This is a genomic window from Pseudoxanthomonas jiangsuensis (genome assembly GCF_010093185.1).
In the GTDB taxonomy this organism is placed as follows: Bacteria; Pseudomonadota; Gammaproteobacteria; order Xanthomonadales; family Xanthomonadaceae; genus Pseudoxanthomonas; species Pseudoxanthomonas jiangsuensis.
The window spans coordinates 60,461-83,790 of sequence record NZ_PDWL01000001.1; the positions used below are offsets into that span (position 1 = coordinate 60,461).

19 protein-coding genes and 1 riboswitch are annotated in these 23,330 nt (G+C 72.3%); of the genes, 8 read left to right on the forward strand and 11 right to left on the reverse strand.

What is annotated here, in order from left to right:
• Positions 1-101: 101 nt before the first annotated feature.
• Genes CSC62_RS00270 through CSC62_RS00280 form a run of 3 tightly spaced genes read right to left on the reverse strand, consistent with a single transcriptional unit; the run spans position 102 to position 3,359 of the window.
• Positions 102-1,589, reverse strand: a complete 1,488-nt coding sequence (locus CSC62_RS00270; RefSeq protein ID WP_162404159.1) for a DUF2271 domain-containing protein — start codon at positions 1,587-1,589, stop codon at positions 102-104.
• A gap of 34 nt (positions 1,590-1,623) precedes the next feature.
• On the reverse strand, positions 1,624-2,529 hold the full coding sequence (locus CSC62_RS00275; RefSeq protein ID WP_162404160.1) for an EF-hand domain-containing protein: 906 nt from the start codon (positions 2,527-2,529) through the stop codon (positions 1,624-1,626).
• A gap of 35 nt (positions 2,530-2,564) precedes the next feature.
• Positions 2,565-3,359 carry a DUF4198 domain-containing protein gene (locus CSC62_RS00280; protein ID WP_162404161.1) on the reverse strand — a complete coding sequence of 265 codons (795 nt, stop codon included), beginning with the start codon at positions 3,357-3,359 and terminating at the stop codon, positions 2,565-2,567.
• A gap of 160 nt (positions 3,360-3,519) precedes the next feature.
• Between CSC62_RS00280 and queD the strand changes: the two genes are divergently transcribed.
• Positions 3,520-3,873 (forward strand): 6-carboxytetrahydropterin synthase QueD, encoded by a 354-nt coding sequence (queD, locus tag CSC62_RS00285; protein ID WP_162404162.1) that lies wholly within the window; start codon positions 3,520-3,522, stop codon positions 3,871-3,873.
• Positions 3,874-4,093: 220 nt separating this feature from the next.
• Positions 4,094-4,483 carry a phasin family protein gene (locus CSC62_RS00290; RefSeq protein WP_162404163.1) on the forward strand — a complete coding sequence of 130 codons (390 nt, stop codon included), beginning with the start codon at positions 4,094-4,096 and terminating at the stop codon, positions 4,481-4,483.
• A 175-nt stretch (positions 4,484-4,658) separates the two neighbouring features.
• Here CSC62_RS00290 and bioD read toward each other — a convergent pair whose 3' ends face one another.
• On the reverse strand, positions 4,659-5,351 hold the full coding sequence (gene bioD, locus CSC62_RS00295) for a dethiobiotin synthase (protein ID WP_162404164.1): 693 nt from the start codon (positions 5,349-5,351) through the stop codon (positions 4,659-4,661).
• A 95-nt stretch (positions 5,352-5,446) separates the two neighbouring features.
• Here bioD and CSC62_RS00300 point away from each other — a divergent pair, with 95 nt between their 5' ends.
• From CSC62_RS00300 to CSC62_RS00315, 4 genes are all read left to right on the forward strand, one after another.
• Positions 5,447-5,932 carry a GAF domain-containing protein gene (locus CSC62_RS00300; protein WP_162404165.1) on the forward strand — a complete coding sequence of 162 codons (486 nt, stop codon included), beginning with the start codon at positions 5,447-5,449 and terminating at the stop codon, positions 5,930-5,932.
• Positions 5,929-6,330 (forward strand): TfoX/Sxy family protein, encoded by a 402-nt coding sequence (locus tag CSC62_RS00305; protein ID WP_162404166.1) that lies wholly within the window; start codon positions 5,929-5,931, stop codon positions 6,328-6,330. Before CSC62_RS00300 ends, CSC62_RS00305 begins: the two co-directional genes overlap by 4 nt.
• An 18-nt stretch (positions 6,331-6,348) precedes the next feature.
• Positions 6,349-6,580: riboswitch (cobalamin riboswitch) on the forward strand.
• A 119-nt stretch (positions 6,581-6,699) separates the two neighbouring features.
• On the forward strand, positions 6,700-8,541 hold the full coding sequence (gene btuB, locus CSC62_RS00310; RefSeq protein WP_162404167.1) for a TonB-dependent vitamin B12 receptor: 1,842 nt from the start codon (positions 6,700-6,702) through the stop codon (positions 8,539-8,541).
• A gap of 166 nt (positions 8,542-8,707) precedes the next feature.
• A complete protein-coding gene (locus tag CSC62_RS00315) occupies positions 8,708-8,995 on the forward strand; it encodes a DUF2218 domain-containing protein (protein ID WP_162404168.1) in 288 nt (95 codons plus the stop codon).
• A gap of 22 nt (positions 8,996-9,017) precedes the next feature.
• On the opposite strand, the gene dinB is transcribed toward CSC62_RS00315, so the two are convergent.
• Entirely contained in the window at positions 9,018-10,115 is a 1,098-nt protein-coding gene (gene dinB / locus CSC62_RS00320; RefSeq protein WP_162404169.1) for a DNA polymerase IV, read from the reverse strand.
• A gap of 182 nt (positions 10,116-10,297) precedes the next feature.
• On the opposite strand from dinB, the gene fabA reads away from it, so the two are divergent.
• Together fabA and fabB are read left to right on the forward strand one after the other, a co-directional pair.
• The gene (gene fabA / locus CSC62_RS00325) at positions 10,298-10,813 is read left to right on the forward strand and encodes a 3-hydroxyacyl-[acyl-carrier-protein] dehydratase FabA (protein WP_162404170.1); all 516 of its coding nucleotides are present in this window, start codon (positions 10,298-10,300) and stop codon (positions 10,811-10,813) included.
• 1 nt (position 10,814) lies between these two features.
• Positions 10,815-12,044 (forward strand): beta-ketoacyl-ACP synthase I, encoded by a 1,230-nt coding sequence (gene fabB, locus CSC62_RS00330; RefSeq protein ID WP_162404171.1) that lies wholly within the window; start codon positions 10,815-10,817, stop codon positions 12,042-12,044.
• A gap of 93 nt (positions 12,045-12,137) precedes the next feature.
• On the opposite strand, the gene CSC62_RS00335 is transcribed toward fabB, so the two are convergent.
• The 6 genes from CSC62_RS00335 to glmS all read right to left on the reverse strand — a co-directional run bounded on the left by CSC62_RS00335 (position 12,138) and on the right by glmS (position 23,079).
• The gene (locus CSC62_RS00335) at positions 12,138-14,219 is read right to left on the reverse strand and encodes a M3 family metallopeptidase (protein WP_162404172.1); all 2,082 of its coding nucleotides are present in this window, start codon (positions 14,217-14,219) and stop codon (positions 12,138-12,140) included.
• Positions 14,220-14,410: 191 nt separating this feature from the next.
• The gene (locus CSC62_RS00340) at positions 14,411-15,514 is read right to left on the reverse strand and encodes a PLP-dependent cysteine synthase family protein (RefSeq protein ID WP_162404173.1); all 1,104 of its coding nucleotides are present in this window, start codon (positions 15,512-15,514) and stop codon (positions 14,411-14,413) included.
• A 55-nt stretch (positions 15,515-15,569) separates the two neighbouring features.
• A complete protein-coding gene (locus CSC62_RS00345) occupies positions 15,570-18,992 on the reverse strand; it encodes an SbcC/MukB-like Walker B domain-containing protein (RefSeq protein ID WP_162404174.1) in 3,423 nt (1,140 codons plus the stop codon).
• Positions 18,979-19,626, reverse strand: a complete 648-nt coding sequence (locus CSC62_RS00350; protein ID WP_162404175.1) for a DUF4194 domain-containing protein — start codon at positions 19,624-19,626, stop codon at positions 18,979-18,981. Before CSC62_RS00350 ends, CSC62_RS00345 begins: the two co-directional genes overlap by 14 nt.
• Complete coding sequence (locus CSC62_RS00355; RefSeq protein WP_162404176.1) at positions 19,623-21,146, reverse strand: Wadjet anti-phage system protein JetA family protein; 1,524 nt, start codon at positions 21,144-21,146, stop codon at positions 19,623-19,625. Before CSC62_RS00355 ends, CSC62_RS00350 begins: the two co-directional genes overlap by 4 nt.
• A gap of 100 nt (positions 21,147-21,246) precedes the next feature.
• Positions 21,247-23,079, reverse strand: coding sequence for a glutamine--fructose-6-phosphate transaminase (isomerizing) (glmS, locus tag CSC62_RS00360; RefSeq protein WP_162404373.1), 1,833 nt, complete (start codon positions 23,077-23,079; stop codon positions 21,247-21,249).
• Positions 23,080-23,330: the final 251 nt, after the last annotated feature.

Here is a 23,330-nt window from a genome sequence, read left to right on the forward strand (position 1 = left end):
GGATTGCGCGCAAGCCACGGGGCGGGCGCTTCCTGGCTGCGATGGGCGCCGCGGACCGGCGGCGACAGCGTTGCTGGGAGATGAGTGGGCGTCCGGGCCCGCTAGCCGGGTCGACAGGCCTGGCGCAGTTCGATCCGGCCGATCTCGCTGCCGCCTTGCGCATTCGCCGCACGGGTGCGGGCACGCCAGGCGAACGGCAGCGACAGGGTTTCGTGGCCGCCGTGCTCGCGCGCGGCTTCGGCCTGCAGCAGGTAGTCGCCCTGCGCCACGGCGCGGCCGAAGTCGTCGCGGCCATCCCAGCCGACGCTGTAGGCGCCCGGCCGGCGGGTGGGCCGGGCGATGCCCAGCGCGGCGGCGTTGTCGTTGCGGCCGTAATGGCGCCACCAGGCCGGCAGTTCGCCCAGCCAGCGGCTGCGGTCGCCCAGCACCAGCAGCTGGCGCACGGGGGTGCCGTCCGGGCGCGCGATCCACAGCGCCAGGTAGGGATTGCGGTAGCGGTCGGCGGGCCTCTGCGGGATGGTGTAATCGACCTGCAGGGTGCAGGCCTGGCCGTCCCTTTGCGGCACCCGCCCGGCTTCGTCCGGTTCCAGCCGTGCCGGCCATGCCGCCGAGGCGAAGGCCACGCCCTGCTCGCCGACCACCAGCGCCGCCGTACCCGGCAGGCTGTCGACCAGGGCCAGGCCCTCGCGGATCGGCATCACCGTCAGTGCGGTGGCCAAGGCGTCGGCCGTGGCCGCGTCGGCGGCGACCACCGTGGCCGAGGGCGCGTATGCCACCGGCCAGCCTTCGAGCGGATCGAGGATGTGGCTGAACTGCCGGCGGCCGACCGCATAGCCACGGCTGGCATGGCCACTGGAAGCCATCGCGGCATCGTCCAGGCGCAGGCGGGCGATCCCGCGCACGTCATGGTTGTCCCGCGGCGCGAGCGGGTCGGCCACCGCGACCTGCCAGGGCCGGCCGTCGTCGTCGCGGCCCCAGTAGGCGCCGTCGCCGCCGATGTCCATGGCGATCCCGCGCGCCTGCGGTAACTCCGTGCGCAGCCGCAGCAGCACCCGGTCGAGGATCCAACCCTTGGCGATCCCGTCCACGTCGAAGCGCCGCCCGGGCGGCGCCGCCAGCACCGGCGCCTGCGGATCGAACGGCGCCTTCGCCAGTTCGCGCGCCTGCCGGCGCAGTTCCGGACGCGAAGGCAGGACCCCGTCGGCGTCGGCCTGGCGCCAGGCCTGCGCCAGCGAACCCAGGCGGCAGCTGAAGGCGCCCGCGGTGCGCGCGCGCCACTGCTCGCAGGCACGCAGCACCTCGCGCAGGGCGGGCGGCGGTCCGGCGACGGGCGTGCCGGCATTCAGGCGCGACAGCGCGCTGTCGCCGCGCCAGCCGCTGAGCACGGCCTCGTGCGCGGCGATCTCGTCCAGGGCCGCGGCCAGCATGCGCTCGCCGGTGGCCGCGTCGACCCCGGCCAGCTGCAGGTCGAGCGAGGTCCCCAGCACCGGTTCGCGGTGGTGGCGCTCGACCGCGACCGCGGCCGGCGACACACAGGCCAGCGCCGCGGCCAACGCCAGCGGCCAGGCCCTTCCCCTGTGCGCGCGCATCGCCCCCTGTCTCCCCTGGCCCCTGGTGGCGCGCTCAGCGCGCGGCCGATGCCGCCGCAGGTGCGGACGCCGCGGCGGCGGTGTCGGCGGCATCGACCACGCCGTTGCCGTCGCGGTCGGCGCCCTCGAACATGCGCTTGCCGGAGGCCGCGTATTCGTCCCACGACACCCGCCCGTCCTTGCCCTGGTCCAGCGCGCCGAAGCGCACCCGCGCCTGCTGCAGCGAACCGTCGCGGCGGCTGGCGATCTTGCGGTCGAGGCGGTCCTCGTACTCGGCCAGGTACTCGTCCTTGTCCAGGCGGCCGTCGCCGTTGCCGTCGGTGCGGGCGAAGGCCTCGCCGCGGGCGGTGTCGTATTCGCCACGGGCGACCTTGCCGTCGCCGTCGCGGTCGTACATGGCCAGCATGCCGGCGCGGCTGTGGGTGGTGGGCATGCCGATCGGATCGCGCGGCGCGCCTTGGCGGCCGGCCGGCTCCGGCTTGTCGGCGTTCTCCAGGTAGAAGGCGTAGGCGCGCTCGCCGGACGCGTCGTACTCGGCGCGGCTGACGAAGCCGTCGCCGTCCTTGTCCAGGGCGCCGAAGCGGGTGTGGGTCTGCTTCACCTGCGCCTCGCGCGCGGCCTCCAGTTCGCGGTCCAGGCGACCGGCGTACTCGGCCACGTACTCCTCCACGTCGACGCTGCCGTCGCCGTTCTCGTCGGTCTGGGCGTAGCGGGCGCGGCGGAAGGCCTCGAATGCGGCGGCGTCGACCTTGCCGACCTTGTCCTCGTCGAACTGGGCCAGGAACGAGGCCGGCGCCTGGCGGTGGCCGGTGGCGGCGCGCGCGGCATTGGCGGCCGGCGGCGCGGCGCCATGGGCGGCATGGGCGGCGGCCTGGGCGGCGGCCGGCGCGATCGACGCGGCCAGCGCCAGGGCGAGCAGTCCGGAAGCGGTCGGATGCATGGCGGTGTGTCCTGTGGTTGGAGTGGAGGGCGCGGTTACTGCTCGAGCACGCGGAAGCTCAGGGTGTAGCTGTGGCTGTACTCGGGCGCGGCCGCGCCGGCGGGGGCCGGCGCACGGTGCCGGACCAGAGCCAGGTAGGTGCCCGGCTGGGCCAGGTTGAAGACCGCGCGTCCCTGCGCATCGCTGAGCAGCGAGACCTCGGCCGGCTTGCGGTCGGAGGTCCACACCGCCTCGGTGATCTCGATCTTCTGGTCGGCCAGCGGCTTGCCGTCGAAGTGCACCTCGAACTCGAAGCGCTCGCCGGCGTACAGGTCGCCCGGGTGGGTCAGCGGCACCAGTTCCAGGCCCTCGCCGTGCGGCTTAAGCGCGGCGGTGTCGGGCGCGCCGGCGGTGACGTAGGTCTCGGCGCGGGTGAGCGACTGGAAGTGGCTCAGCAGCTTGGCCCCGGCCGGCAGCGGCTGCGACGGGTCGCGGCTGCCCTGGGTCTTGCCGTCCAGTTCCCAGGTGCGGAACACCGCGCCCAGGCGATGGCCAGTGCTGAAGCGGTAGGTACCCTTGCCGGCCAGCGCGTGCTCGGCCACGGTGCGCGTCTTCAGCACCTGCACGGTGTCGGCCGCGACCGTGCGCCCGTCCGGACCGGTGACCTCGAAGCGACTGTCGTCGAACGCCACCTCGGGCACGAATAAGGTTTCGGCGAAGGACGCGTCCAGGGTCACCGTGGCGCGTTCGCCGGGGGCGAACTCGGACGGGGCCAGGTACGGGGTGTGGGCGTGCGCGGCGGCGGGCAACAACGCGGCGGCGGCCAGCGCCAGCAGGGAGAACAGCTTCATCGGAACCTTCCGGGCGGCAGACGTGGAGGCTGGCGCTTCGGAACTCGAGGTCCGGACGGGCTGGCGAACGGCGCGCAGTCTATGCCTTGTTGAGAACGATTTGCAACAATCACGCTAGCCGGCGATTGCCGCTGCCGGCGGCCGCGCGGACAATGCCGGCATGGACATCTTCAAGGTTTTCACCCTCGAGGCGGCGCACCGCCTGCCCCACGTGCCCGCGGGCCACAAGTGCGCGCGCCTGCACGGACACTCCTTCCGGGTGGAGATCCACGTGTCCGGCGAACCGGACCCGTACACCGGCTGGGTGATGGACTTCTCCGAGATCAAGGCCGCGTTCGCGCCGATCCACGACCAGCTCGACCACCACTACCTCAACGACATCGAAGGTCTGGACAACCCGACCAGCGAACGGCTGGCGGCGTGGATCTGGGCCCGGCTCAAGCCCACCCTGCCGCTGCTGAGCGAAGTCGTGGTCCACGAGACCTGCACCTCGGGCTGCCGCTACCGCGGCTGAGGGGCAGCTGCGCCAAGCGGCGGGGGATGACGGGAACGCGCAGGTGCCGTTGCGGGGAGGGCTTCCGGCCGCCCCGGGGCACGCCAGAGCCATCTCAAGCCATTGATTTTTGAGAAAAATCAAAGATTCTTCAAAAATCCCGCCGAAAGTTGTTGCATCGCAACAAAAGACCTCGTATGCTGCGTCGCACCATCAAGGCAATCCGTCGCAGGAGTCCGCCATGTCGTACCAGTTCAACGATCAGCTCAGCGCCTACACCCACCAGTTCGCCGCCGTCGCCGCGCGCGTGAACCGCCTGGCCCTGGAAAACGCAGAGACCGTCTTCGGCGTGCAGCTGCGCACGTTCGAGAAGAGCGTCGACGCGACCACCGGCTTCTTCGGCGAGCTCGCCGAGGCCCGCGACCTGGAGTCGTACAAGACCCTGTGGCCGAAGGGCCTGCAGATCGCCCGCGACAACGCCGAGCGCTTCGCCGCGGCCGGCCAGGAAGTCTTCGGCCTGACCCTGAAGACCACCGAAGCGCTGGGCCAGCTGGCCAAGAGCCAGTTCGAGTCCGCCACCGAGCAGGCCCAGGCCACCGTGGCCAAGGTCGCCAAGGCTGCCAAGCGCTGAGCCTTGCGGCGTCCCGGCGCGCAGGCATCGCCTGACGCGCCGGACCGGCGGAAACGCCGGGTGCGATACCCGATTCGAAACGATTCAAAGCATTTGCGCGGCTCCCCTCCCTCCGCGCAAACCCAGGCCCGACAGCATCCCCTCCCGCTGTCGGGCCTTTTTTTGTCTGCGGCGCCTACAACGGCAGCGTCAGCTGCGCGGCCATACGCGCCGGCTGCGGATCAGGCGCGTATGGCATGCGTCCGAGGAACGGCGCCGGCAGGCGCGCGGCCAGCAACTGCAGGTTCTCCTCGCGGCAGGCCATGTCCGGATCGACCTCGCTGGCGATCCAGCCGACCAGGTCGCAGCCGTCGGCCGCGATCGCCGCCGCGCTCAGCCGCGCGTGGTTGAGGCAGCCCAGGCGCATTCCGATCACCAGCACCACCGGCAGGCGCAGGGCATGCACCAGGTCGCGCTGGTCCAGGGTCGCGGTCAGCGGCGCGGCCCAGCCGCCCACGCCCTCGACCACGACGATGTCGGACTGCGCCCGCAGGCGCGCGAACGCCGCCTGCAACGGCGGCAACGCGATCTCCACGCCGGCCGCACGCGCGGCCAGTTCCGGCGCCAGCGGCTCGGGCATCGCGAACGGATTGAGGTCGTCGTAGGCCGGCCGCGGATCGCTGGCCGCCTGCAGCGCCAGCGCATCCTCGTTGCGCCAGCCCTCGTCAGCCCGGGTGCAGCCGCTGGCCACCGGCTTCATGCCCACCGCCCGCAGGCCGCGCGCGCGGAACGCATGCAGGAGGGCGCAGCTGGCCACGGTCTTGCCGGCGCCGGTGTCGGTGCCGGTGACGTAGAGGCGATCGGTGACGGCGGGGCAATGGGTCTGCATCGTGGTGCGGCGAAGGCGTGGGCGAGGGCCGGCATCATAAGCGTGCGCGGCCGGCACCGGCCGGCACGCCGCGCGCGAACGGTTACCATGCCCGCATGTCCTTCGCCTCCATTCCCCTCACCGGCAGCAAGCCGGAGCAGTACGCGCAGCTGCTGGCGCAGGCCCGCGGCCTGCTGCACGGCGAGCACGACCGGATCGCCAACGCCGCCAACCTCTCGGCGCTGGTCTACCACGCCCTGCCCGCGCTGAACTGGGTCGGTTTCTACCTCTACGACGGCACCGAGCTGGTGGTCGGCCCGTTCCAGGGTCTGCCGGCCTGCGTGCGCATCCCGCTGGACAAGGGCGTGTGCGGCGCGGCCGCGCGTACCCGCCAGACCCAGCGCGTGGCCGATGTGCATGCCTTCCCTGGCCACATCGCCTGCGATTCGGCCTCGCGCTCGGAACTGGTGGTGCCGCTGGTGCGCGGGGGCGAGCTGGTCGGCGTGTTCGACCTGGACAGCCCGGAGCCGGACCGCTTCGACGCCGACGACCAGGCCGGTCTGGAGGCGCTGGCCGCCGCCTTCGTGGAATCCTTGCGGTGAGCACCGCCCAGCTTCGCAACATCGGCCCCAAGAGCGCGGCCTGGCTGCGCCAGGTCGGCCTGCGCAGCGCCGAGGACCTGGTCGCGGCCGGCGCGGTGCAGGCTTTCGTCAAGGTCAGGCGCGCAGGCTTCAAACCTAGCCTCAACCTGCTGTACGCGCTGGAAGGCGCGCTGCGGGACTGCCACTGGCACGACGTGCCCGAGGCACGCCGGCAGCAGCTGCTGGCCGAACTGGAAACCGCCAGCGCCGCCCTGCCCCCGCCGCGCGGCCGGCCGGTGGGCGGGCCGGTGACCACCTCCTTCTACGGCGACGACGGCGAAGCGTCCGGCGCGCCCGCGGAAGACGACGAGCGCGGTACCGGAAAGGAAGAAGGCGGCACGGGCAACCGTTTCGACTGAGCGGATCGCCGATCGCATACAATCGCGCCGCTGCAAGGTGACCCGCCGGCCTCCGCCGACCGGGTTGAAACGGGAAGCCGGTGCGTCCTCGCGACAAGGCCGGCGCTGCCCCCGCAACGGTAAGCGACCGCAACGCTGCGACATCCGCCACTGTGCCCGGCACGGGAAGGCGTCGCCGCCGGTGTCCGCGCCCTCCAGGGCCCGGCATCCGATCGCCAGCCCGGAGACCGGCCTTGCGGAACCAGGTTGCGATGCGGTGGGCATCGCGGCGTGCCGGCGCCGCGTGCGCCCGTCCGCTGCGTGCCGTCCCGCCTCGCGACTCCCCGATCTGGCGCCGGGTGCGGCGCCACGCACGCATGGAGTTGCCCGATGACGTTCCGCCCGCTGACCGCCGCCGTCGCCCTGGCGCTGGTCCTGCCTTCCGTCGCCTTCGCCGAGGACGCCACCGACCTGGACGAGATCCTGGTCACCGCCACCCGGACCCCGATCGCCCTGCGCGACAGCCTGTCGCCGGCGCAGGTGATCGACCGCGCGCAGATCGAGCGCAGCCAGGCCAGCTCGCTGCAGCAGCTGCTGGCCGGCCGCGCCGGCATCAACCTCACCAACACCGGCGGCCTGGGCAAGCAGACCTCGCTGTTCCTGCGCGGCGCCGGTTCCAACCAGCTGTTGGTGCTGGTCGACGGCGTGCGCATCGGTTCGGCCACCGCCGGCCTGCCGGCCCTGCAGGACCTGCCAGTGGCGCAGATCGAGCGGATCGAGATCGTGCGCGGCCCGCATTCGAGCCTGTACGGCGCCGACGCGATCGGCGGCGTGATCCAGATCTTCACCCGTCGCGAGCGCGGCGCCCTGCAGCCGCGCGCGTCGGCGGGCGTGGGCAGCCACGGCCTGCGCGAAGCCAGCGCCGGCATCGGCCAGGGCGGCGAGCGCGCCTGGTTCGGCGCCGACGTGGCCCTGCTGCGCACCGACGGCATCAACGCCTGCGACGGCACCGCGGCCGGCTGGGGCGCCGGCTGCTACGCCGACGAGCCGGACCGCGACGGCTACCGCAACCGCTCCGCCAGCCTGCGCGCCGGCGGCAAGCCGGCCGAGGCCTGGACCGTGGAAGGCAGCGCCCTGCGGGTGGAGGGCTACAACCATTACGACGGCAGCTGGGCCAACTACTCCGAAACCGTGCAGCAGGTGCTGTCCGGCCAGGTGCGCTACGCGCCTTCCGCGCGCCTGTCCTGGCAGGCCACGGTGGGCCGCAGCGACGACCAGACCGACGACTACGGCGCCGCCGGCTTCGTCGGCGGCCTGGACACCCGCCGCGACCAGGCCTCGCTGCAGGGCGACTTCGTCCTGGCCGAGGGCCAGCGGCTGACCGCCGGCCTGGACTGGCTGGACGACCGCATCACCGGCACCACCGCCTACGACGTCACCGCCCGCGACAACACCGGCGTGTTCGCCGAGTACCAGGGCCGCTTCGGCGCCCAGCAGCTGCAGGCCGGCCTGCGCAACGACGACAACGAGCAGTTCGGCAGCCACACCACCGGCGACCTGGGCTGGGGCTGGCACTTCGGCGACGGCCTGAAGCTGGCCGCGCGCTACTCCACCGGCTTCCGCGCGCCGAGCTTCAACGACCTGTACTACCCGTACTACGGCAACCCCGCCCTGCGTCCGGAGGAGTCGAAGAACCTCAACCTCGGCCTGTCCGGCGGCGGCGACGCCTGGCGCTGGAGCGTGGACGTGTTCGAGAACCGGGTCGACGACCTGATCAGCTACGACGCGTCGATCTTCCTGCCGGGCAACGTCGACACCGCGCGCCTGCGCGGCGGCGAACTGACCGTGGCCACCACCCTCGCCGGCTGGGACCTGTCGGCCGAGTACAGCCACGTCGACCCGCGCAACCGCTCCGAAGGCGCCAACCGCGGCAAGCTGCTGCCGCGCCGCGCACGCAACACCGGCCGGATCGACCTGGACCGCCGCTTCGGCGACCTCGCCCTCGGCGCCAGCGTCAATGCCGCCGGCCGCCGCTACGACGATGCCGCCAACACGGTCGAAGTCGGCGGCCATGCCACCGCCGACCTGCGCCTGGAATACGCCCTGCACCCGGACTGGACCCTGCAGGCCCGAGTGACCAACCTGTTCGACCGCGATTATCAGCTGGTCGACTGGTACAACCAGCCCGGCCGCGAGTTCGGCCTGAGCGTGCGCTGGCAGCCGGCGCGCTGACCTGCGGCTGCGTGCGTCCGCCGGCGAGGCGGGCGCACGCGGCTTCCATTTCCACGGAGCCGCCCGCGACAGGAGGGATGCGACACAGCGTCCCGCGGGCGGCGCCTGCCACGGGCGGGCCGCTGCCTATACTCGGCGCGGCCCTTCTCCCCCCACGGAGGCACGCATGCCCGTCAGCCGCACCCGGGTGACCTCGAACGACGCGCCGCGCCTGCTGCGCACCCTCTGCAACCACTGGCGGCACAAGTTCGAGCTGCGCCGCGACAGCGACACCCACGCCCACATCCCGTTCGCCGAGGCCGTCGGCGCCGACTTCGACGTCGAGGGCGATGCCCTGGTCATCCGCCTGGTCCACGACGATGGCGCCGGCATGGCCCGGCTGCAGCAGGTGATCGAATCCCACCTGCAGCGCTTCGCCCGCGACGAAACCCTGGCATTCGACTGGCGGGACTGAGCGCGGCTACGAGTACCGGTTCCTACAACGGCGGCGCGAACAGGTCGCCCTGCGGCACAGTCTCCTTCGCTTCGCGGAAGCCCGACAGCCCCACGCCGACAAGCCGGTAGCGGGTATCGGCCGGCAACGCGACCCGCTCGCGCAACGCCACCGCGATGTCCGCCAGCGCCTGCGCCGAGGACGGCGGCGGGTCCGTGGTCAGGCTGCGGGTCAGGATCCGGAACTGCGCGGTCTTGAGCTTGAGCACCACCGTGTGCGCCACCCGCCCGGCCTTGCGCGAGGCGGTCCAGGTCTTCTCCGCCAGTTCCCGGATCGCCGGCTCCAGCGCTTCCAGCGGCAGGTCCTCGGCGAAGGTGTCCTCGGACGACACCGACTGCACCGGCTGGTCCGGCTCCACCGGGCGCTCGTCGATCCCGCGCGCGCGCCGGTAAAGGGCCGCGCCGAAGCTGCCGAAGCGCTGCTGCAGGTCCTCCAGCGCACGCGCGCGCAGGTCGCCGACGGTGGCGATGCCCAGCGCCTCCAGCTTGGTCTGCATCACCTTGCCCACCCCCGGGATCCGGCCGACCGGCAAGGGCGTGAGGAAGCGCTCGACCTGCTGCGGGCGGATCACGAACAGGCCGTCGGGCTTGTTCCAGTCCGAGGCGATCTTGGCCAGGAACTTGTTCGGCGCGACTCCGGCCGAGGCGGTGAGCGAGGTCTCCTCGCGAATCTTCGCCCGGATCGCCTCGGCCACCGCGGTGGCGCTGGGCAGGCCGGTCCTGGCCGCGGTGACGTCGAGGTAGGCCTCGTCCAGCGACAGCGGCTCGACCAGCTCGGTGTGCTCGAGCATGATCGCCCGCACCTGGCGCGAGGCCGCCTTGTAGCGGACGAAGTCCGGCGGCACGAACACCGCCTGCGGGCACAGCCGCTCGGCCCGCAGCGCCGGCATCGCCGAGCGCACGCCGAACTTGCGCGCCTCGTACGAGGCCGCGCACACCACCGAGCGCGCCCCGCGCCACGCCACCACCACCGGCCGGCCGCGCAGCGACGGATCGTCGCGCTGCTCCACCGACGCGTAGAAGGCATCCATGTCGATGTGGATGATCTTGCGCGGCGATGGCGGCAGGGGTTGGGACGGCATGACCCGTCCATTGTGCCGTGGACGTGAAGGCGGCGAGGACAGGAGGACGGGTACCCTGCACCCCGGAATACAGACGAAAACCGCATGGCCCCGCCCGTCGAACAAACGCCTGCGTATGTAAAACATTTGATTGAAACGCCATCCCTCGGGCACGCTGTGGCGTTTTCTCCCCCGGACTTCGCATGAACCGCGCCTCCTCGTTCACCCGCGACCAGTTGCTGGCCAGCAGCCGCGGCGAACTGTTCGAATCGAGCGACGCCCGCCTGCCCGCCGACCCGATGCTGATGTTCGACCGCATCGTCGAGATCAACGACGACGGCGGCGCCCACGGCAAGGGCTACATCCGCGCCGAACTCGACATCCATCCGGGCCTGTGGTTCTTCCAGTGCCACTTCATCGGCGACCCGGTGATGCCCGGCTGCCTCGGCCTGGACGCGATGTGGCAGCTGATCGGCTTCTACCTGACCTGGCTGGGCGCCCCCGGCCGCGGCCGCGCCTTGGGCTGCGGCGAGGTCAAGTTCACCGGCCAGGTGCTGCCGAGCGCGAAGAAGGTCACCTACGAGATCGACATCAGCCGGGTCATCAACCGCAAGCTGGTGATGGCCCAGGGCGACGCCCGCATGTCGGTCGACGGCCGCGAGATCTACACCGCCAAGGACCTGCGCGTGGGCCTGTTCACCTCCACCGAGAACTTCTGACATGGCACGTCGCATCGCCATCACCGGCATGGGCATCGCCTCCTGCCTGGGCAACGACCTCGACACCGTCTCCGCCGCCCTGCGCGAGAGCCGTCCCGGCATCCGCACCCTGCCCGACTCGGTCGAGCGCGGCCTGCGCAGCCAGGTCGGCGGCCCGGTCGACCTGGACCTGGACGCGGCCATCGACCGCAAGCTCAAGCGCTTCATGAGCGACGCGGCCGCCTACAGCTACGTTTCCCTGCGCGACGCGATCGCCGACGCCGGCCTGGATGAGGCCCGGGTCAGCCACCCGCGCACCGGCCTGATCGCCGGCTCCGGCGGCGGCTCAAGCCATTGGCAGGTGGAGGCGGCCGACCTGCTGCGCGAGCGCGGCGTGCGCAAGGTCGGCCCGTACATGGTCCCGCGCACGATGTGCTCGACCGTGTCGGCCAATCTCGCCACCGCGTTCAAGATCAAGGGCCTGTCGTATTCGATCGGCGCGGCCTGCGCGACCTCGGCGCACTGCATCGGCGCGGCCGCCGACCTGATCCGCCACGGCGCCCAGGACATCGTCTTCGCCGGCGGCGGCGAGGACCTGGACTGGACCATGACGGTGATGTTCGACGCGATGGGCGCGCTGTCGTCGGCGTTCAACGACCGGCCGGAAGCGGCCTCGCGCCCGTACGACGCCGACCGCGACGGCTTCGTCATCGCCGGCGGTGGCGGCATGCTGGTGCTGGAGGACTGGGACCATGCGGTCGCGCGCGGCGCGCGCATCCATGCCGAGCTGGTCGGCTACGGCGTGACCTCCGACGGCGCCGACATGGTCGCGCCGTCCGGCGAGGGCGCGGTGCGCTGCATGCGCATGGCGCTGGAAGGCCTGGACGGAGCCGGGTTGGGGCAGCGCAAGGTCGACTACCTCAACACCCACGGCACTTCGACCCCGCTGGGCGACATCACCGAGCTGAAGGCGGTGCGCGAGGTGTTCGGCGCCGACGTGCCGCCGCTGTCCTCGACCAAGGCGCTGTCGGGCCATTCGCTCGGCGCGGCCAGCGTGCACGAGGCGATCTACTGCCTGCTGATGATGCGCGACGGCTTCATCGCCGGCTCGGCCAACATCGACCGCCTGGACCCGGGCGCCGAGGGCTTCCCGATCATGCGCGAGAGCCGTGAGGCGCAGCTGGACCTGGTGATGTCCAACAGCTTCGGCTTCGGCGGCACCAACGGCACACTGGTGTTCGCGCGGGCCTGAGCGGGCCCATCCGCAGGAGGAGCTCCCTTTGGTAAAGGGGGCGCGGCGAAGCCGCGGGGATTCGGAAGCCGATGCGCGGGGACCGAAGTTCGCTCAGCGAACTTCGGGGGTCAGATCCGCATCGCGGTACTGACCTTCCCCCATGCCGTTGTGACGCAGTAAAGCGTCGATGCTGGGCGCGCGGCCGCGGAAAGCGGTGAAGTTCTCCAGCGCGCTGCGGCTGCCGCCGCGCGAGAGCACCTCGGCCAGGAAGCGGGCGCCGGTCTGCGCAAGCTGGTCCGGCGCCTCCTCGAACGCGGCATAGGCGTCGGCGCTGAGCACCTCGGCCCACTTGTAGCTGTAGTAGCCGGCCGCGTAGCCGCCGGCGAAGATGTGGCTGAACTGGTGCGGGAAGCGGTGCCAGGCCGGCGCGCGGTTGACCGCGACCTCGTCGCGCACCCGCTCCAGCAGCTGCAAAACGCCGTCCTGGGTCGGGTCGAAGCGGCTGTGCAGCTCCATGTCGAACAGGGCGAACTCCAGCTGGCGCACGGTGAACATGCCGCTCTGGAAGTTCTTCGCCGCCAGCATCTTCTCGAACAGCTCGCGCGGCAAAGGCTCGCCCGTGTCCACGTGCGTGGTCATCGCCCGCACCCGCTCCCATTCCCAGCAGAAGTTCTCCATGAACTGGCTGGGCAGCTCAACCGCATCCCATTCCACGCCGTTGATCCCGGCCACCGGCAGCTCGCCGATCGCGGTCAGCAGCTGGTGCAGGCCGTGGCCCATCTCGTGGAACAGAGTGGTCACCTCGTTGTGGCTGAAGGTGGCCGGCCGGCCGTCGACGCCCTTGCCGAAGTTGCAGACCAGGTATACGAGCGGGGTTTGAACGGCGGGGGGCGTCTGGGTCCCGGACGCGCCCACCCGGCGGTTGCGGCAGTCGTCCATCCAGGCGCCGCCGCGCTTGCCCTCGCGCGCGTACAGGTCCAGGTAGAACTGGCCGAGCAGGCGGCCGCCAGCGTCCTCGACCCGGAAGAAGCGCACGTCCTCGTGCCACACCGGCGCCTGGTCCGGCTTCACCTGGACGCCGTACAGCGATTCGATCACCCCGAACAGGCCGGCCAGCACCTTCGGCTCGGTGAAGTAGCGCTTCACCTCCTGCTCGGAATAGCTGTAGCGGGCCTGCTTGAGCTTCTCGCTGGCCCAGCCCAGGTCCCAAGGCTGCAGCTCGTCCAGGCCCAGCTCCTCGCGGGCAAAGGCTTCCAGTTCGGCGCGGTCGCGGCGCGCGAATGGCAGGGCACGGCCGGCCAGGTCGCGCAGGAAGCCGAGCACCTCGCCCGGCGACTGCGCCATCTTGGTCGCCAGCGAATACTCGGCGTAGCTGGCGTAGCCCAGCAAGGCGGCCAGCTCGGCGCGCAGGGCGACGATGCGCTCGATGTTGCCGCTGTTGTCCAGCTCGGCAGGGCCGCTCTCCGAGGCGCGCACGCCGTTGGCACGGTACAGCGCCTCGCGCAGGCCGCGATCCTCGGCGTAGGCCTGGACCGGCAGGTAGCAGGGCATCTGCAGGGTCAGCTTCCAGCCCGCCTTGCCATCCTTTTCGGCGGCCGCACGCGCGGCGGCGACCACCTCGGCCGGCAGCCCTGCGAGCCGCGCCTCGTCCTCCACGTACAGCGCGAACGCATCGGTGGCATCGAGCACGTTCTGCGAGAACTTCGCCGCCAGCGCCGCCAGTTCCTCCTGCAAAGCCGAGAAGCGCGCCTTGTCGGCCTCGGCCAGTTCGGCGCCGCCGAGGCGGAAGTCGCGCAGGGCGTTGTCCACCACCTTGCGCCGCACCGCGTCGTAGCCGGCGTATTCGGCCGAGGCGGCCAGCGCCCTGTATTGCGCGAACAGCGTCAGGTTCTGGCCCAGCGCGCTGCCGAAGCGGGTCACCTTGGGCAGGTTGGCGTTGTAGGCCTCGCGCAGCTCGGGCGTGTTGACCACCGCCTGCAGGTGGCCGCCCTGGCCCCAGGCCCGCCACAGGCGCTCGGTGGCGTCCTCCAGCGGGATGACGAAGTTCTCCCAGGTCACCGGCGCCACGGTCTCGGCGGCCTTCACCGCCGCCCCGGCCTGTTCCAGCAGGGCGTCGATGGCCGGGCCGACGTGGTCGGGACGGATCGCATCGAAGCGGGGCAGGCCGGAGAAGTCGAGCAGGGGGTTGTCCATGGAAGCCTCGGGAACGTGGATCGGTGCGGCGGTGGCCGCGTATCGGTTACAGATGCGCGCGCATCCGGCGGAAATCAAGCCGCTCTTCCTGTAGGAGCCGGTCTTGCCGGCGACCATGGGGGCGGAGGGATCATTGGCAACCGGTCGCACGCCGGCGCCGCCAGCATGGCGGTCGCCGGCAAGACCGGCTCCTACAAGGGACCGCAGACATCCAGCCCGGGCAACGCGCCGCCCGCCACCGCCTCGGCGACCGCCCGGTCCGCCGCCTCCACCTCGATCCCGTGGCGCCCGTACCATGCCGGGTCGTAGTAGCTGTGCGCGTAGCGCTCGCCGCTGTCGCACAGGATGCTGACGATCGAACCGCCCTGCCCCGCCGCGCGCATCGCCTGCGCCGCGCGCAGCACGCCGACGAAGTTGGTTCCGGTGGAACCGCCCACCCGCCGCCCCAGCACCGCGCTCACGTGGCGCATCGCCGCCAGCGACAGCGCGTCGGGCACCTTGACCATCGCGTCCACGCAGCTGGCGATGAAGCTCGGCTCCACCCGCGGCCGGCCGATGCCCTCGATCCGCGACCCGCCCGGCAAAGCCAGCGACGCATCCGCCCGCCCCTCGCGCGCACCGACGTAGTAGTCGAAGAACACCGAGGTCTCCGGATCGGCGCACAGCACCCGGGTGTCGTGCCGGCGGTAGCGCACGTAGCGGCCGAGGGTGGCGCTGGTGCCGCCGGTGCCCGGCCCGCAGACGATCCACGCCGGCACCGGGTGCGGCTCCTCGGCCATCTGCTTGAAGATCGACTCGGCGATGTTGTTGTTGGCGCGCCAGTCCGTGGCTCGCTCGGCGTAGGTGAACTGGTCCATGAAGTGGCCGCCGGTCTCGCGCGCCAGCCGCGCCGACTCGGCGTTGATGCTGCAGGCGCTCTCGATCAGGTGGCAGCGCCCGCCCTGGAACTCGATCGCCGCGATCTTCTCCGGCGAGGTCGCAGCCGGCATCACCGCGATGAACGGCAGCCCCAGCAGCCGGGCGAAGTACGCCTCCGAGACCGCGGTCGAGCCGCTGGAGGCCTCGACCACCGTGCTGCCCTCGCGCAGCCAGCCGTTGGCCAGCGCGTACAGGAACAGCGAGCGCGCCAGGCGATGCTTGAGGCTGCCGGTGGGATGGCTGGACTCGTCCTTGAGGTAGACATCGATCCCCGGCCAGCCGGGCAGCGGCACCGGGATCAGGTGGGTGTCGGCCGAGCGGTTGAAGTCGGCCTCGATCTTGCGGATGGCGGCGGCCACCCAGTCGCGCTGCGACATGGCGGGTGCGGGCGTGCGGAAAGCCGCATTCTAGGCCGGATCGTGCCCGGCGGCGTCAGGCCACCCCGCTCTCGCGCGCCATCCGCTCCAGTTCCTCGGCCAGCAGTTCCGGATGCAGGTCGAACTGGTCCGACAGCAGCAGCTCGCGCGCCGCCGCCTTGAGCTCGATCCGTTCGGCCTGGAGCAGGTCGCCGTCGCGGAACAGCTCGATGTAGCTGTCGAGCACGCCGCTGAGCGTGCCTTGCGCGGTGTCCGGCGCGGCCAGCACCAGCTGCAGCCCGAGCGAGCGTAGGTAGTTGCTGGTGGCGCGCGCGTTCTGGGCGTCGATCTTGTCGCCGAACTCGTCCAGCAGGATCACCCCCAGCCCGCCCGGGTGCGCCTCGCTCTTGCCGTAGGCCGCCGCCAGCGCAGCGCCGGCGATCACGTACAGCGGCGCGCGATGCTCGCCGCCGGAACCCGAGCGCATGCGCTCGCTCAGGGTGCCGATCACCCGGTCGTCCTGGCGGATCTCCACCCCGAAGTGGAAGAAGCGGCGGTAGTCGTCCAGCGGCGAGGCCGCCAGCCTGGCGCCGGCGCTGTCCTCGATCAGCGCGCGGAACGCCTCGGGCACCTCGCCGGCGGTGCCGAACAGGCCGTCGTCGGCGCCCAGGTCGGCCACCCGCTGGATGAAGCGGTGCAGCTCGCGGAACTCGGCCACCACCTCGTAGTGGAAGCGGTAGCGCTCGTTGTTGGAGAACGCCGGGCTGTTGCGCAGGGTGCGGTTGAGCGCGTCGATCTGCGACTTCAGCCGCACGAAGTTGTCGTGCAGGGTGTTGGCGACGTTGGAGCGGAAGGTCTCCACCGCGGTGTCGTAGGCGCGCTCGGCCTGCGCCCGGTACTCGACCAGTTCGGTCCCGCGCAACTGGGAAAGCTCGCGCTGCATCAGCGCGCGCGCCGGCTTCCACTGGTCGGCGGCGAAATCCAGGTCCAGGCCGTGGCTGCCGGCGTAGCGCTGCAGCTGGCTCCAGGCCTCGGGCAGCAGCGCGGAGAGCTGGCGGTCGTTGTCCTGGGCGCGGCGCTCGCACAGGTTGCGCGCCTCCTCCAGGGCCACGCCCTTGTCCTCGAACTCCTCGCGCAGGCGCTCGACCCGGTTCGGGTCCACGTGCGGATCGCGGAAGGCTTCGACCGCATTGCGGGCGACGATCTCCTCCTGTGCCTGCAGCGCGCGCAGCAGGGCGCGACGGCGCTCGAGCTCGCCCTGGGCCATGGCTTCGGCACGGACCTGGGATTCGATCCGGCCTTCGCTGGCGTCGACTTCGGCCTTGAGCGCGCCGGCGCGTTCGCCCAGGCGCAGCAGGTCCGGGTCGGCCGCGTCGGCATGGCTGCGCTCCAGCGCGCGGTAGCGGGCCTGCACCTGGCGGTGCTGCAGCAGCAGCTCGTGCAGGCCGCGGGCGGCGTCATCGCCTTCGAGGCGCGCCAGCTTCTGGCGCAGGGCCTCGGCCCGGCGCGCTTCCGGCTCGCGCTCGCGCAGCTCGCGCTCGGCGCTTTCCAGTTCGGCGCGCAACAGGCGCAGGCGCTCGCCGTCGTGGGCCACGCCGATCTTCAGCTCGCCGCTGGCCGGCAGCCGGCGGCGCTCGATCCCGCCGCCCTTGGCGACCAGGCCGTCGCGGGTCAGGCCCTGGCGGCTGCGCACCACCTCGGCCTCGGTCTCCACGCAGCGCAGCTCGCCGAGCTGGCGGCGCAGGTAGGCGACCGCATCGGGCTCGTCGCCTTCGATCAGGGCGGCGACGCTGCCCTCGGCCGGGCGGTCCTGGCGGCCGCTGCGCGCCTGGCTGGGCAGGGCCAGCTTGACCCCGTACACCGCGCGCGCGCCCTGCAGCGAGCGGTACACGCGCACCGCCTGCTCCTCCTGCCCGGCCGGCACCAGCAGGGCCTCGACGTGGCTGCGCAGGTAGGCCTCGATCGCCGGCTGCCAGCGCTTGTCCGACACGCTGACCAGGTCGCAGACCGGCCGGGCCTCGACCCCGGCCTCGCGCAGGTAGTTGAGCAGGCGCATGACCTCGTCGCGCAGGCCGGCCTGGCCGGCATCCAGGCGCTGCTGGTTGCCCCTTGCCGCATCGCGTCGCGCGCGCGCCAGCTGCCAGGCCTCGTGGGCGTGCCGCGACCAGGCCGAGACCGTGGTCTGCAGGGGTGCGGCCGCGGCCAGCGCCTCGCGCAGCCGGGCATGGAATCCCTCCGGCGACGGCCCGGCTTCGGCATCGGCCAGCGCCGACAGCTGCCCATGCAGCGCCTCCAGCGGCGCCTGCGTCCCGGCCAGGGCCGCGGCATCCACGCCCGGCAGGTCGAGCGCGGCCAGTTCCCGCACCGGCTCGCGCAGCTGCTCCAGGCGCCGCAGCAGCTCGGCCTGCAGCCGCGCCAGCTGCTCGCGGTCGCGGCCGGCCAATTCGCGGAACGAGGCCTGGTCGCCGTAGCCTTGGCTGCCCTGCAACTGCTCGCGGACGCGCTCGTATTCCTCCTGCAGGCTGCGGCGCTCGCTGCGGGCCTGCTCCAGGGCCAGGCCGGCGGCCGCCAATTCCTGTTCGGACGCCTCGCAGTCCTGCCCGGCCTGCTCGACCTGCTCGCCGAGCAGGTCGCGGGCGTACTCGGCGGCCAGCGCGCGGTAGGAGCCGGCGCGCACCGCCTGCGCGGCGACCTTCTCGTATTGCGCGTCCACCGCCTCGGCCTCGGCGATCCGGCGCTCCAGCTGCTCGATCCGCTCCTTGATCTGGCGGAAGCTGTCCAGCAGGGCGCGGAAGCGGGCGATGTCGGTGGGCCGGTCCTCGGCCACCAGGGTGCGCACGAACAGGTCCACGTCTTCCACGCGCTGCAGGTTGAGCGCGTTCTGGAAGGCCTTGCGGTAGGCGTTGAAGTCCGGCGCGCTGCCGGGGCTGGCGCGCAGGCGCGAGAGCAGGTCCTTGACGAAGCGCTCGCCACTGGCGTGGAACTCCGGCGCGCTGCCGGCCTGGCGGCAGCGGCGCACGGCCAGCTCGCGGAAGCGGCTCCATTCCAGCGGCAGGTCCTTGCCCTTGACCCGCTCCAGGTGCTCGTCCAGTTCCAGGGCCACGCCCGGCAGCAGGTACAGGCCGTGCTGGCGGTGCTCGGGTTCCTCGACCGAGGCGCCAAGCGCGATACCGGCGGTCAGCGGCGTGCCGGTCTCCTGGTCGCGGAACACCAGCGAGACGTAGGTGGTGGCGGTGCGCCGCTTGCGGCCGTCCTCGCCACTGCGGTACACGCCCAGGCAGTAGTCGCGGATGCTGCGCGCGCGGGCCTTGCCGCCAGCCTGGGCGTTGAAGTGGATGTGGCGGCGGTCGCCGCCGAGCAGGACCAGCTGCAGGGCGTCGAGCAGGGCGCTCTTGCCGGCGCCGTTGGGGGCGATGATCGCACTGGTGGCGTCCAGCTGCAGGGTCTTGGCCTCGAACAGGAAGTACTGCACCAGGTGCATGCGCTCAAGCAGCTGCATGGTCGTCCTCCTCGTCCGCCGGCTCGGCGTCGACGGTGTCTTCTTCCCCGTCGCCGAGGTTGTGCTGGTCCAGGCGGTGCAGCCACTGCTCGCCGACGATCTCGACGATCGCCGGGCGCACCATCAGGTGGAACGGCTGCAGCGCATCGGCCTCGCCCTCGACCAGCCGGCACACGCCCCAGCGGCGCGCGCTGGCGACCAGCGCGCGCAGGCTGCCGACCTCGGGCATCGGCCGCCCGGTCAGCGCCGGCCAGGCCTCCTGCAGGTCGGGCAGTTCCACCGCCACCTCGCCCTGGTCCTCGACCAGGCCCTGCTTCATGCCCTCGTCGTAGCGCTGGCGCAGGACCAGCAGCAACAGGGTCTCGTCCAGCCGCACCGGGGTGCCCTCGCCGTGCTTGGGCAAGGCCACCACGTAGCGGTGGTGGGCGTTGCGCTCCAGGCGGATGCCGAGCGGGTCGAGTGCGCCGGCGAAATCCTCCAGGTAGGCCTCGACCAGGTGGTAGGCGCTGCGCGAGCGCGCGTCGGCCGCGTACAGCACCTGCTCGGTGACCAGGCGGTAGGCGGCGCGCTCGAAGTCGGCCACGACGTAGAGGCCGTTGGACTGCTGGCTCAGGGTGTTCCAGGTGCGTTTCATGCGGGATTCCGTGCGGACCGCGCGCGCCGGGGCGCGGCGGCGGTCTTCGAGGGCCATGCGGGGGCGGCCGGGGCGGATGCGGCGGCGGGCGCGGTCGCGTGGCGCAGGACGAAGCGTGGCGCGCGCAGCCAGCCGTTGTCGGCCGGCTCGCCGGCGTCGAGCAGCTCGACCTGGAAGCCGCGCAGCAGCCGGCCGAGCGGGTCGTCGCGGCGCAGGCCGCCGTCGCGGTGGCTGCGCAGGGCCAGGGTCAGCAGGGTCTGGTAGGCGCGCAGGTCCTCGATCGAGGTGATCTCCAGCCGGGCCGAATCGAGGCTGCCGCCGGCCGGCAGCTGGCGGCCGACGTAGCGGGCCATGTCCTCGGCGGTGACCAGGCGGGCGCGCTTGATCCGCCGCAGCAACGACAGCCGCGCCAGCTGCTCGGCGCTGGGCTGCTGGGCGCTGTTGGCGCTGCGCGGGATCGCCTGCGGCCGCCGCCGCGGCGGACGCAGCTGGGCCTCGTCCATCAGCGCGCCCGGCGCCACCGGCATGCGCAGGGTGGCCTCCGGCGCGGCCAGGGCGCCGCGGGCGGCGCGGTGCAGCAGCACGTCCAGGCGGTCGGGCGCGCGCAGGCGGTAGTCGAGGAAGGCGAGCGCGCGGCGGTTGGCTTGGCGCATGTCCTCGTCCAGCCGCGCCAGGTACTCATCGATCCGTTCCAGTTCGCGCAGGCGCGACACGCTGCGCTGCAGGCGCTGCCCGGCGCGGGCCGGATCGCCCTCGGCGACGTGCTCCAGATACCAGGCGAGGATGCCCTCGCGGCGTCCGCCGGCCTCGATCTCCTGGACCATCAGCAGGATCTGCGCGCGCCGCGCCAGCGGGTGGTCGGCACGGTGCAGGTCGGCGTAGTCGCGGATGAAGAACTGGGCGACGTAGCGCTCGAACCACTGCCGGGCGAACTGGGCGGTGGTCTCCGAGCGCACCAGCTCGGGCATCAGGTCGCGCACCTGCAGGCTCATCGAGGACAGGGAGGACAGCAGCCGGCGCGCCTGGTCGGCGGCCTCGTCCAGGGCCTCGCCGCCGGCGTGGCCGTCGACCACCTGCTGCAGCTGCAGCTCGATCGAGCGGATCTTGGCCGAGACGAAGGTCGGGCCGCGCTCGGCGAACTCCAGCAGGGTCGCCAGCAGCTGCGCCATGCCCGGCGGCATCAGCACCATCTCGCGCACGCCCAGCTTGTCCTGGCGCAGCCAGCCGGCGTCGCGCAGGCGCTCGTACACCGCGCCGGCGCGGGCGGCCAGGGCGGCGTCGGCGACGTGGCCGTCCTCGTCCTCCCAGGCCTCCTCGGCCAGCAGGTAGCGCTCCAGGGCGGCCACGATCTCGCGCCGCGGGTAGCCGTGGCTCGGCGGCAGCGGCGCGTCCGGGCCGAAGTACTCGTCGAACAGCCGGCACAGCAGGCGCCAGTAGCGGTCGCGGTTGGGCGAGGCCAGCGGCCCGAACACGCCGGCAGGCACGGCCGAGAACAGTGGCGGGATGGAGGTGCTCGTCAAGCGCGGTCCCTGCCGGGCACGGCGCCCGGATCGACCGGCATTTTCCCAGATATCGGGCCGAAACGGCTCGCGGCCGGGCCGGGGAGCGCCCGGCCGCGGGTCACTCCACCGTCACCGACTTGGCCAGGTTCCGCGGCTTGTCCACGTCGGTGCCGCGGGCCAGGGCGGTGTGGTACGCCAGCAGCTGCACCGGGATGGTGTGGACCACCGGGCTGAGCACGCCGGTGTGGCGCGGGGTGCGGATCACGTGCACGCCCTCGGACTCGCTGAAGTGGCTGTCCTGGTCGGCGAACACGAAGAGTTCGCCGCCGCGGGCGCGCACTTCCTGCATGTTCGACTTGACCTTCTCCAGCAGGCGGTCGTTGGGCGCGATCACCACCACCGGCATGGCCGCGTCCACCAGGGCCAGCGGGCCGTGCTTGAGCTCGCCGGCCGGGTAGGCCTCGGCGTGGATGTAGGAGATCTCCTTGAGCTTGAGCGCGCCTTCCAGGGCGATCGGGTAGTGCAGGCCGCGGCCGAGGAACAGGGCGTTGTGCTTGCCGGCGAAGCGCTCGGCCCAGGCCTGGATCTGCGGCTCCAGGTTCAGCGCGTGCTGGACGCTGCCCGGCAGCATCCGCAGCTGTTCCAGATAGTCGGCTTCCTGCGCGGCATCGACCCGTCCGCGCAGCTTGCCCAGGACCACGGTCAGCTGGAACAGCGCGGCCAGCTGGGTGGTGAAGGCCTTGGTCGAGGCCACCCCGATCTCGGCGCCGGCGCGGGTGTAGCAGACCAGGCCGCTGGCGCGCGGGATCGCGCTCTCGGGCACGTTGCAGATCGACAGGGTGTGGCGGTGGCCGAGCGACTTGGCGTACTTGAGCGCCTCCATCGTGTCCAGGGTTTCGCCGGACTGGGAGATGGTGACGACCAGGTGGTCCGGGTCGGCCCAGGCGTCGCGGTAGCGGTACTCGCTGGCGATCTCCACGCTGCACGGCAGGCCGGCGATGGCCTCGATCCAGTAGCGCGCGGTCAGGCCGGCGTAGTAGCTGGTGCCGCAGGCCAGGATCTGCACCCCGGTGACCTGGCGCAGCACGGCCTCGGCGTTGGCGCCGAACAGGGCCGGCTCGAAGCCGCCGGCGTCGATCGCCGCCTCGATGGTGTCGGCGATGGCGCGCGGCTGCTCGTGGATCTCCTTCTGCATGAAGTGCCGGTACGGGCCCAGCTCCAGCGAGGCCAGCGAGACGTCGGAGACGTGCACCTCGCGCGCCGCCTCGCGGTCGCCGGCATCGAACACCCGCACCCCGGCGCGGGTCAGCTCGGCGGTGTCGCCCTCCTCCAGGAAGATCACCCGCCGGGTCGCCGAAACAATGGCCGAGACGTCGGAGGCGACGAAGTTCTCCCCCTCGCCCAGGCCGACCAGCAGGGGGCAGCCCATCCGCGCGCAGACCAGGCGCTCGGGCTCGGAGCGGCTGAGCACCGCCAGCGCGTAGGCGCCGGTCAGCTCCTTCACCGCCGCCTGCAAGGCGGCGAGCAGATCACGGCCGTCGGTCATGTGGTGGTGGATCAGGTGGGCGATGACCTCTGTGTCGGTCTGCGATTCGAATGCGTAGCCCAGCGCGGCCAGGCGCTCGCGCTGGGCCTCGTGGTTTTCGATGATGCCGTTGTGGACCAGGGCCAGGTCGCCGTGGCTGATGTGCGGGTGGGCGTTGGCCTCGGTCACTCCGCCATGGGTCGCCCAGCGGGTGTGGCCGATGCCCAGTGCGCCGCGGAAGCCCTCGGCGACCGCGGCCTGCTCCATCTCCGCCACCCGCCCGGTGCGGCGCACCCGCCGCACCCCGGCCGCGTCGGCCACCGCGATCCCGGAGGAGTCATAGCCGCGGTACTCGAGCCGCTTCAAGCCCTCGACCAGGACCGGAACCACATCGCGATCCGCGATCGCGCCGACGATGCCGCACATGCCGTCTTCCCGCAGGGACAAGGCCGCGATTCTACCGGAGCGCGGACAGGCCCCGGTCTGTGGGGGCGGCATCCAGGACAGGCAGCGGACAGCGGCTGTCCTGTCCGTGTCCGCCCGCCGACACGGTGTCCGCGGGCCGTCCGGCGGACACTGCGGACACTTCGAACGGCCGTCGATTTCCTTTCCGATCAAAGGCTTGAAGTTGGCACGCGGCCTGCTATGCCTTTGCCGACCGCACAACCACGGACGAC

Bases quoted from the DNA above. Each gene is read 5' to 3' on its own strand.
- CSC62_RS00290 (WP_162404163.1), top strand. From the start codon at position 4,094: ATGTCGTACCAGTTCAACGATCAGCTCAGCGCCTACACCCACCAGTTC.
- CSC62_RS00340 (WP_162404173.1), bottom strand. From the start codon at position 15,514: ATGTCGCAGCGCGACTGGGTGGCCGCCGCCATCCGCAAGATCGAGGCC.
- btuB (WP_162404167.1), top strand. From the start codon at position 6,700: ATGACGTTCCGCCCGCTGACCGCCGCCGTCGCCCTGGCGCTGGTCCTG.
- CSC62_RS00300 (WP_162404165.1), top strand. From the start codon at position 5,447: ATGTCCTTCGCCTCCATTCCCCTCACCGGCAGCAAGCCGGAGCAGTAC.
- CSC62_RS00270 (WP_162404159.1), bottom strand. From the start codon at position 1,589: ATGCGCGCGCACAGGGGAAGGGCCTGGCCGCTGGCGTTGGCCGCGGCG.
- fabB (WP_162404171.1), top strand. From the start codon at position 10,815: ATGGCACGTCGCATCGCCATCACCGGCATGGGCATCGCCTCCTGCCTG.
- CSC62_RS00280 (WP_162404161.1), bottom strand. From the start codon at position 3,359: ATGAAGCTGTTCTCCCTGCTGGCGCTGGCCGCCGCCGCGTTGTTGCCC.
- glmS (WP_162404373.1), bottom strand. From the start codon at position 23,079: ATGTGCGGCATCGTCGGCGCGATCGCGGATCGCGATGTGGTTCCGGTC.
- bioD (WP_162404164.1), bottom strand. From the start codon at position 5,351: ATGCAGACCCATTGCCCCGCCGTCACCGATCGCCTCTACGTCACCGGC.
- queD (WP_162404162.1), top strand. From the start codon at position 3,520: ATGGACATCTTCAAGGTTTTCACCCTCGAGGCGGCGCACCGCCTGCCC.
- CSC62_RS00335 (WP_162404172.1), bottom strand. From the start codon at position 14,219: ATGGACAACCCCCTGCTCGACTTCTCCGGCCTGCCCCGCTTCGATGCG.
- CSC62_RS00350 (WP_162404175.1), bottom strand. From the start codon at position 19,626: ATGAAACGCACCTGGAACACCCTGAGCCAGCAGTCCAACGGCCTCTAC.
- CSC62_RS00275 (WP_162404160.1), bottom strand. From the start codon at position 2,529: ATGCATCCGACCGCTTCCGGACTGCTCGCCCTGGCGCTGGCCGCGTCG.
- CSC62_RS00345 (WP_162404174.1), bottom strand. From the start codon at position 18,992: ATGCAGCTGCTTGAGCGCATGCACCTGGTGCAGTACTTCCTGTTCGAG.
- dinB (WP_162404169.1), bottom strand. From the start codon at position 10,115: ATGCCGTCCCAACCCCTGCCGCCATCGCCGCGCAAGATCATCCACATC.
- fabA (WP_162404170.1), top strand. From the start codon at position 10,298: ATGAACCGCGCCTCCTCGTTCACCCGCGACCAGTTGCTGGCCAGCAGC.
- CSC62_RS00315 (WP_162404168.1), top strand. From the start codon at position 8,708: ATGCCCGTCAGCCGCACCCGGGTGACCTCGAACGACGCGCCGCGCCTG.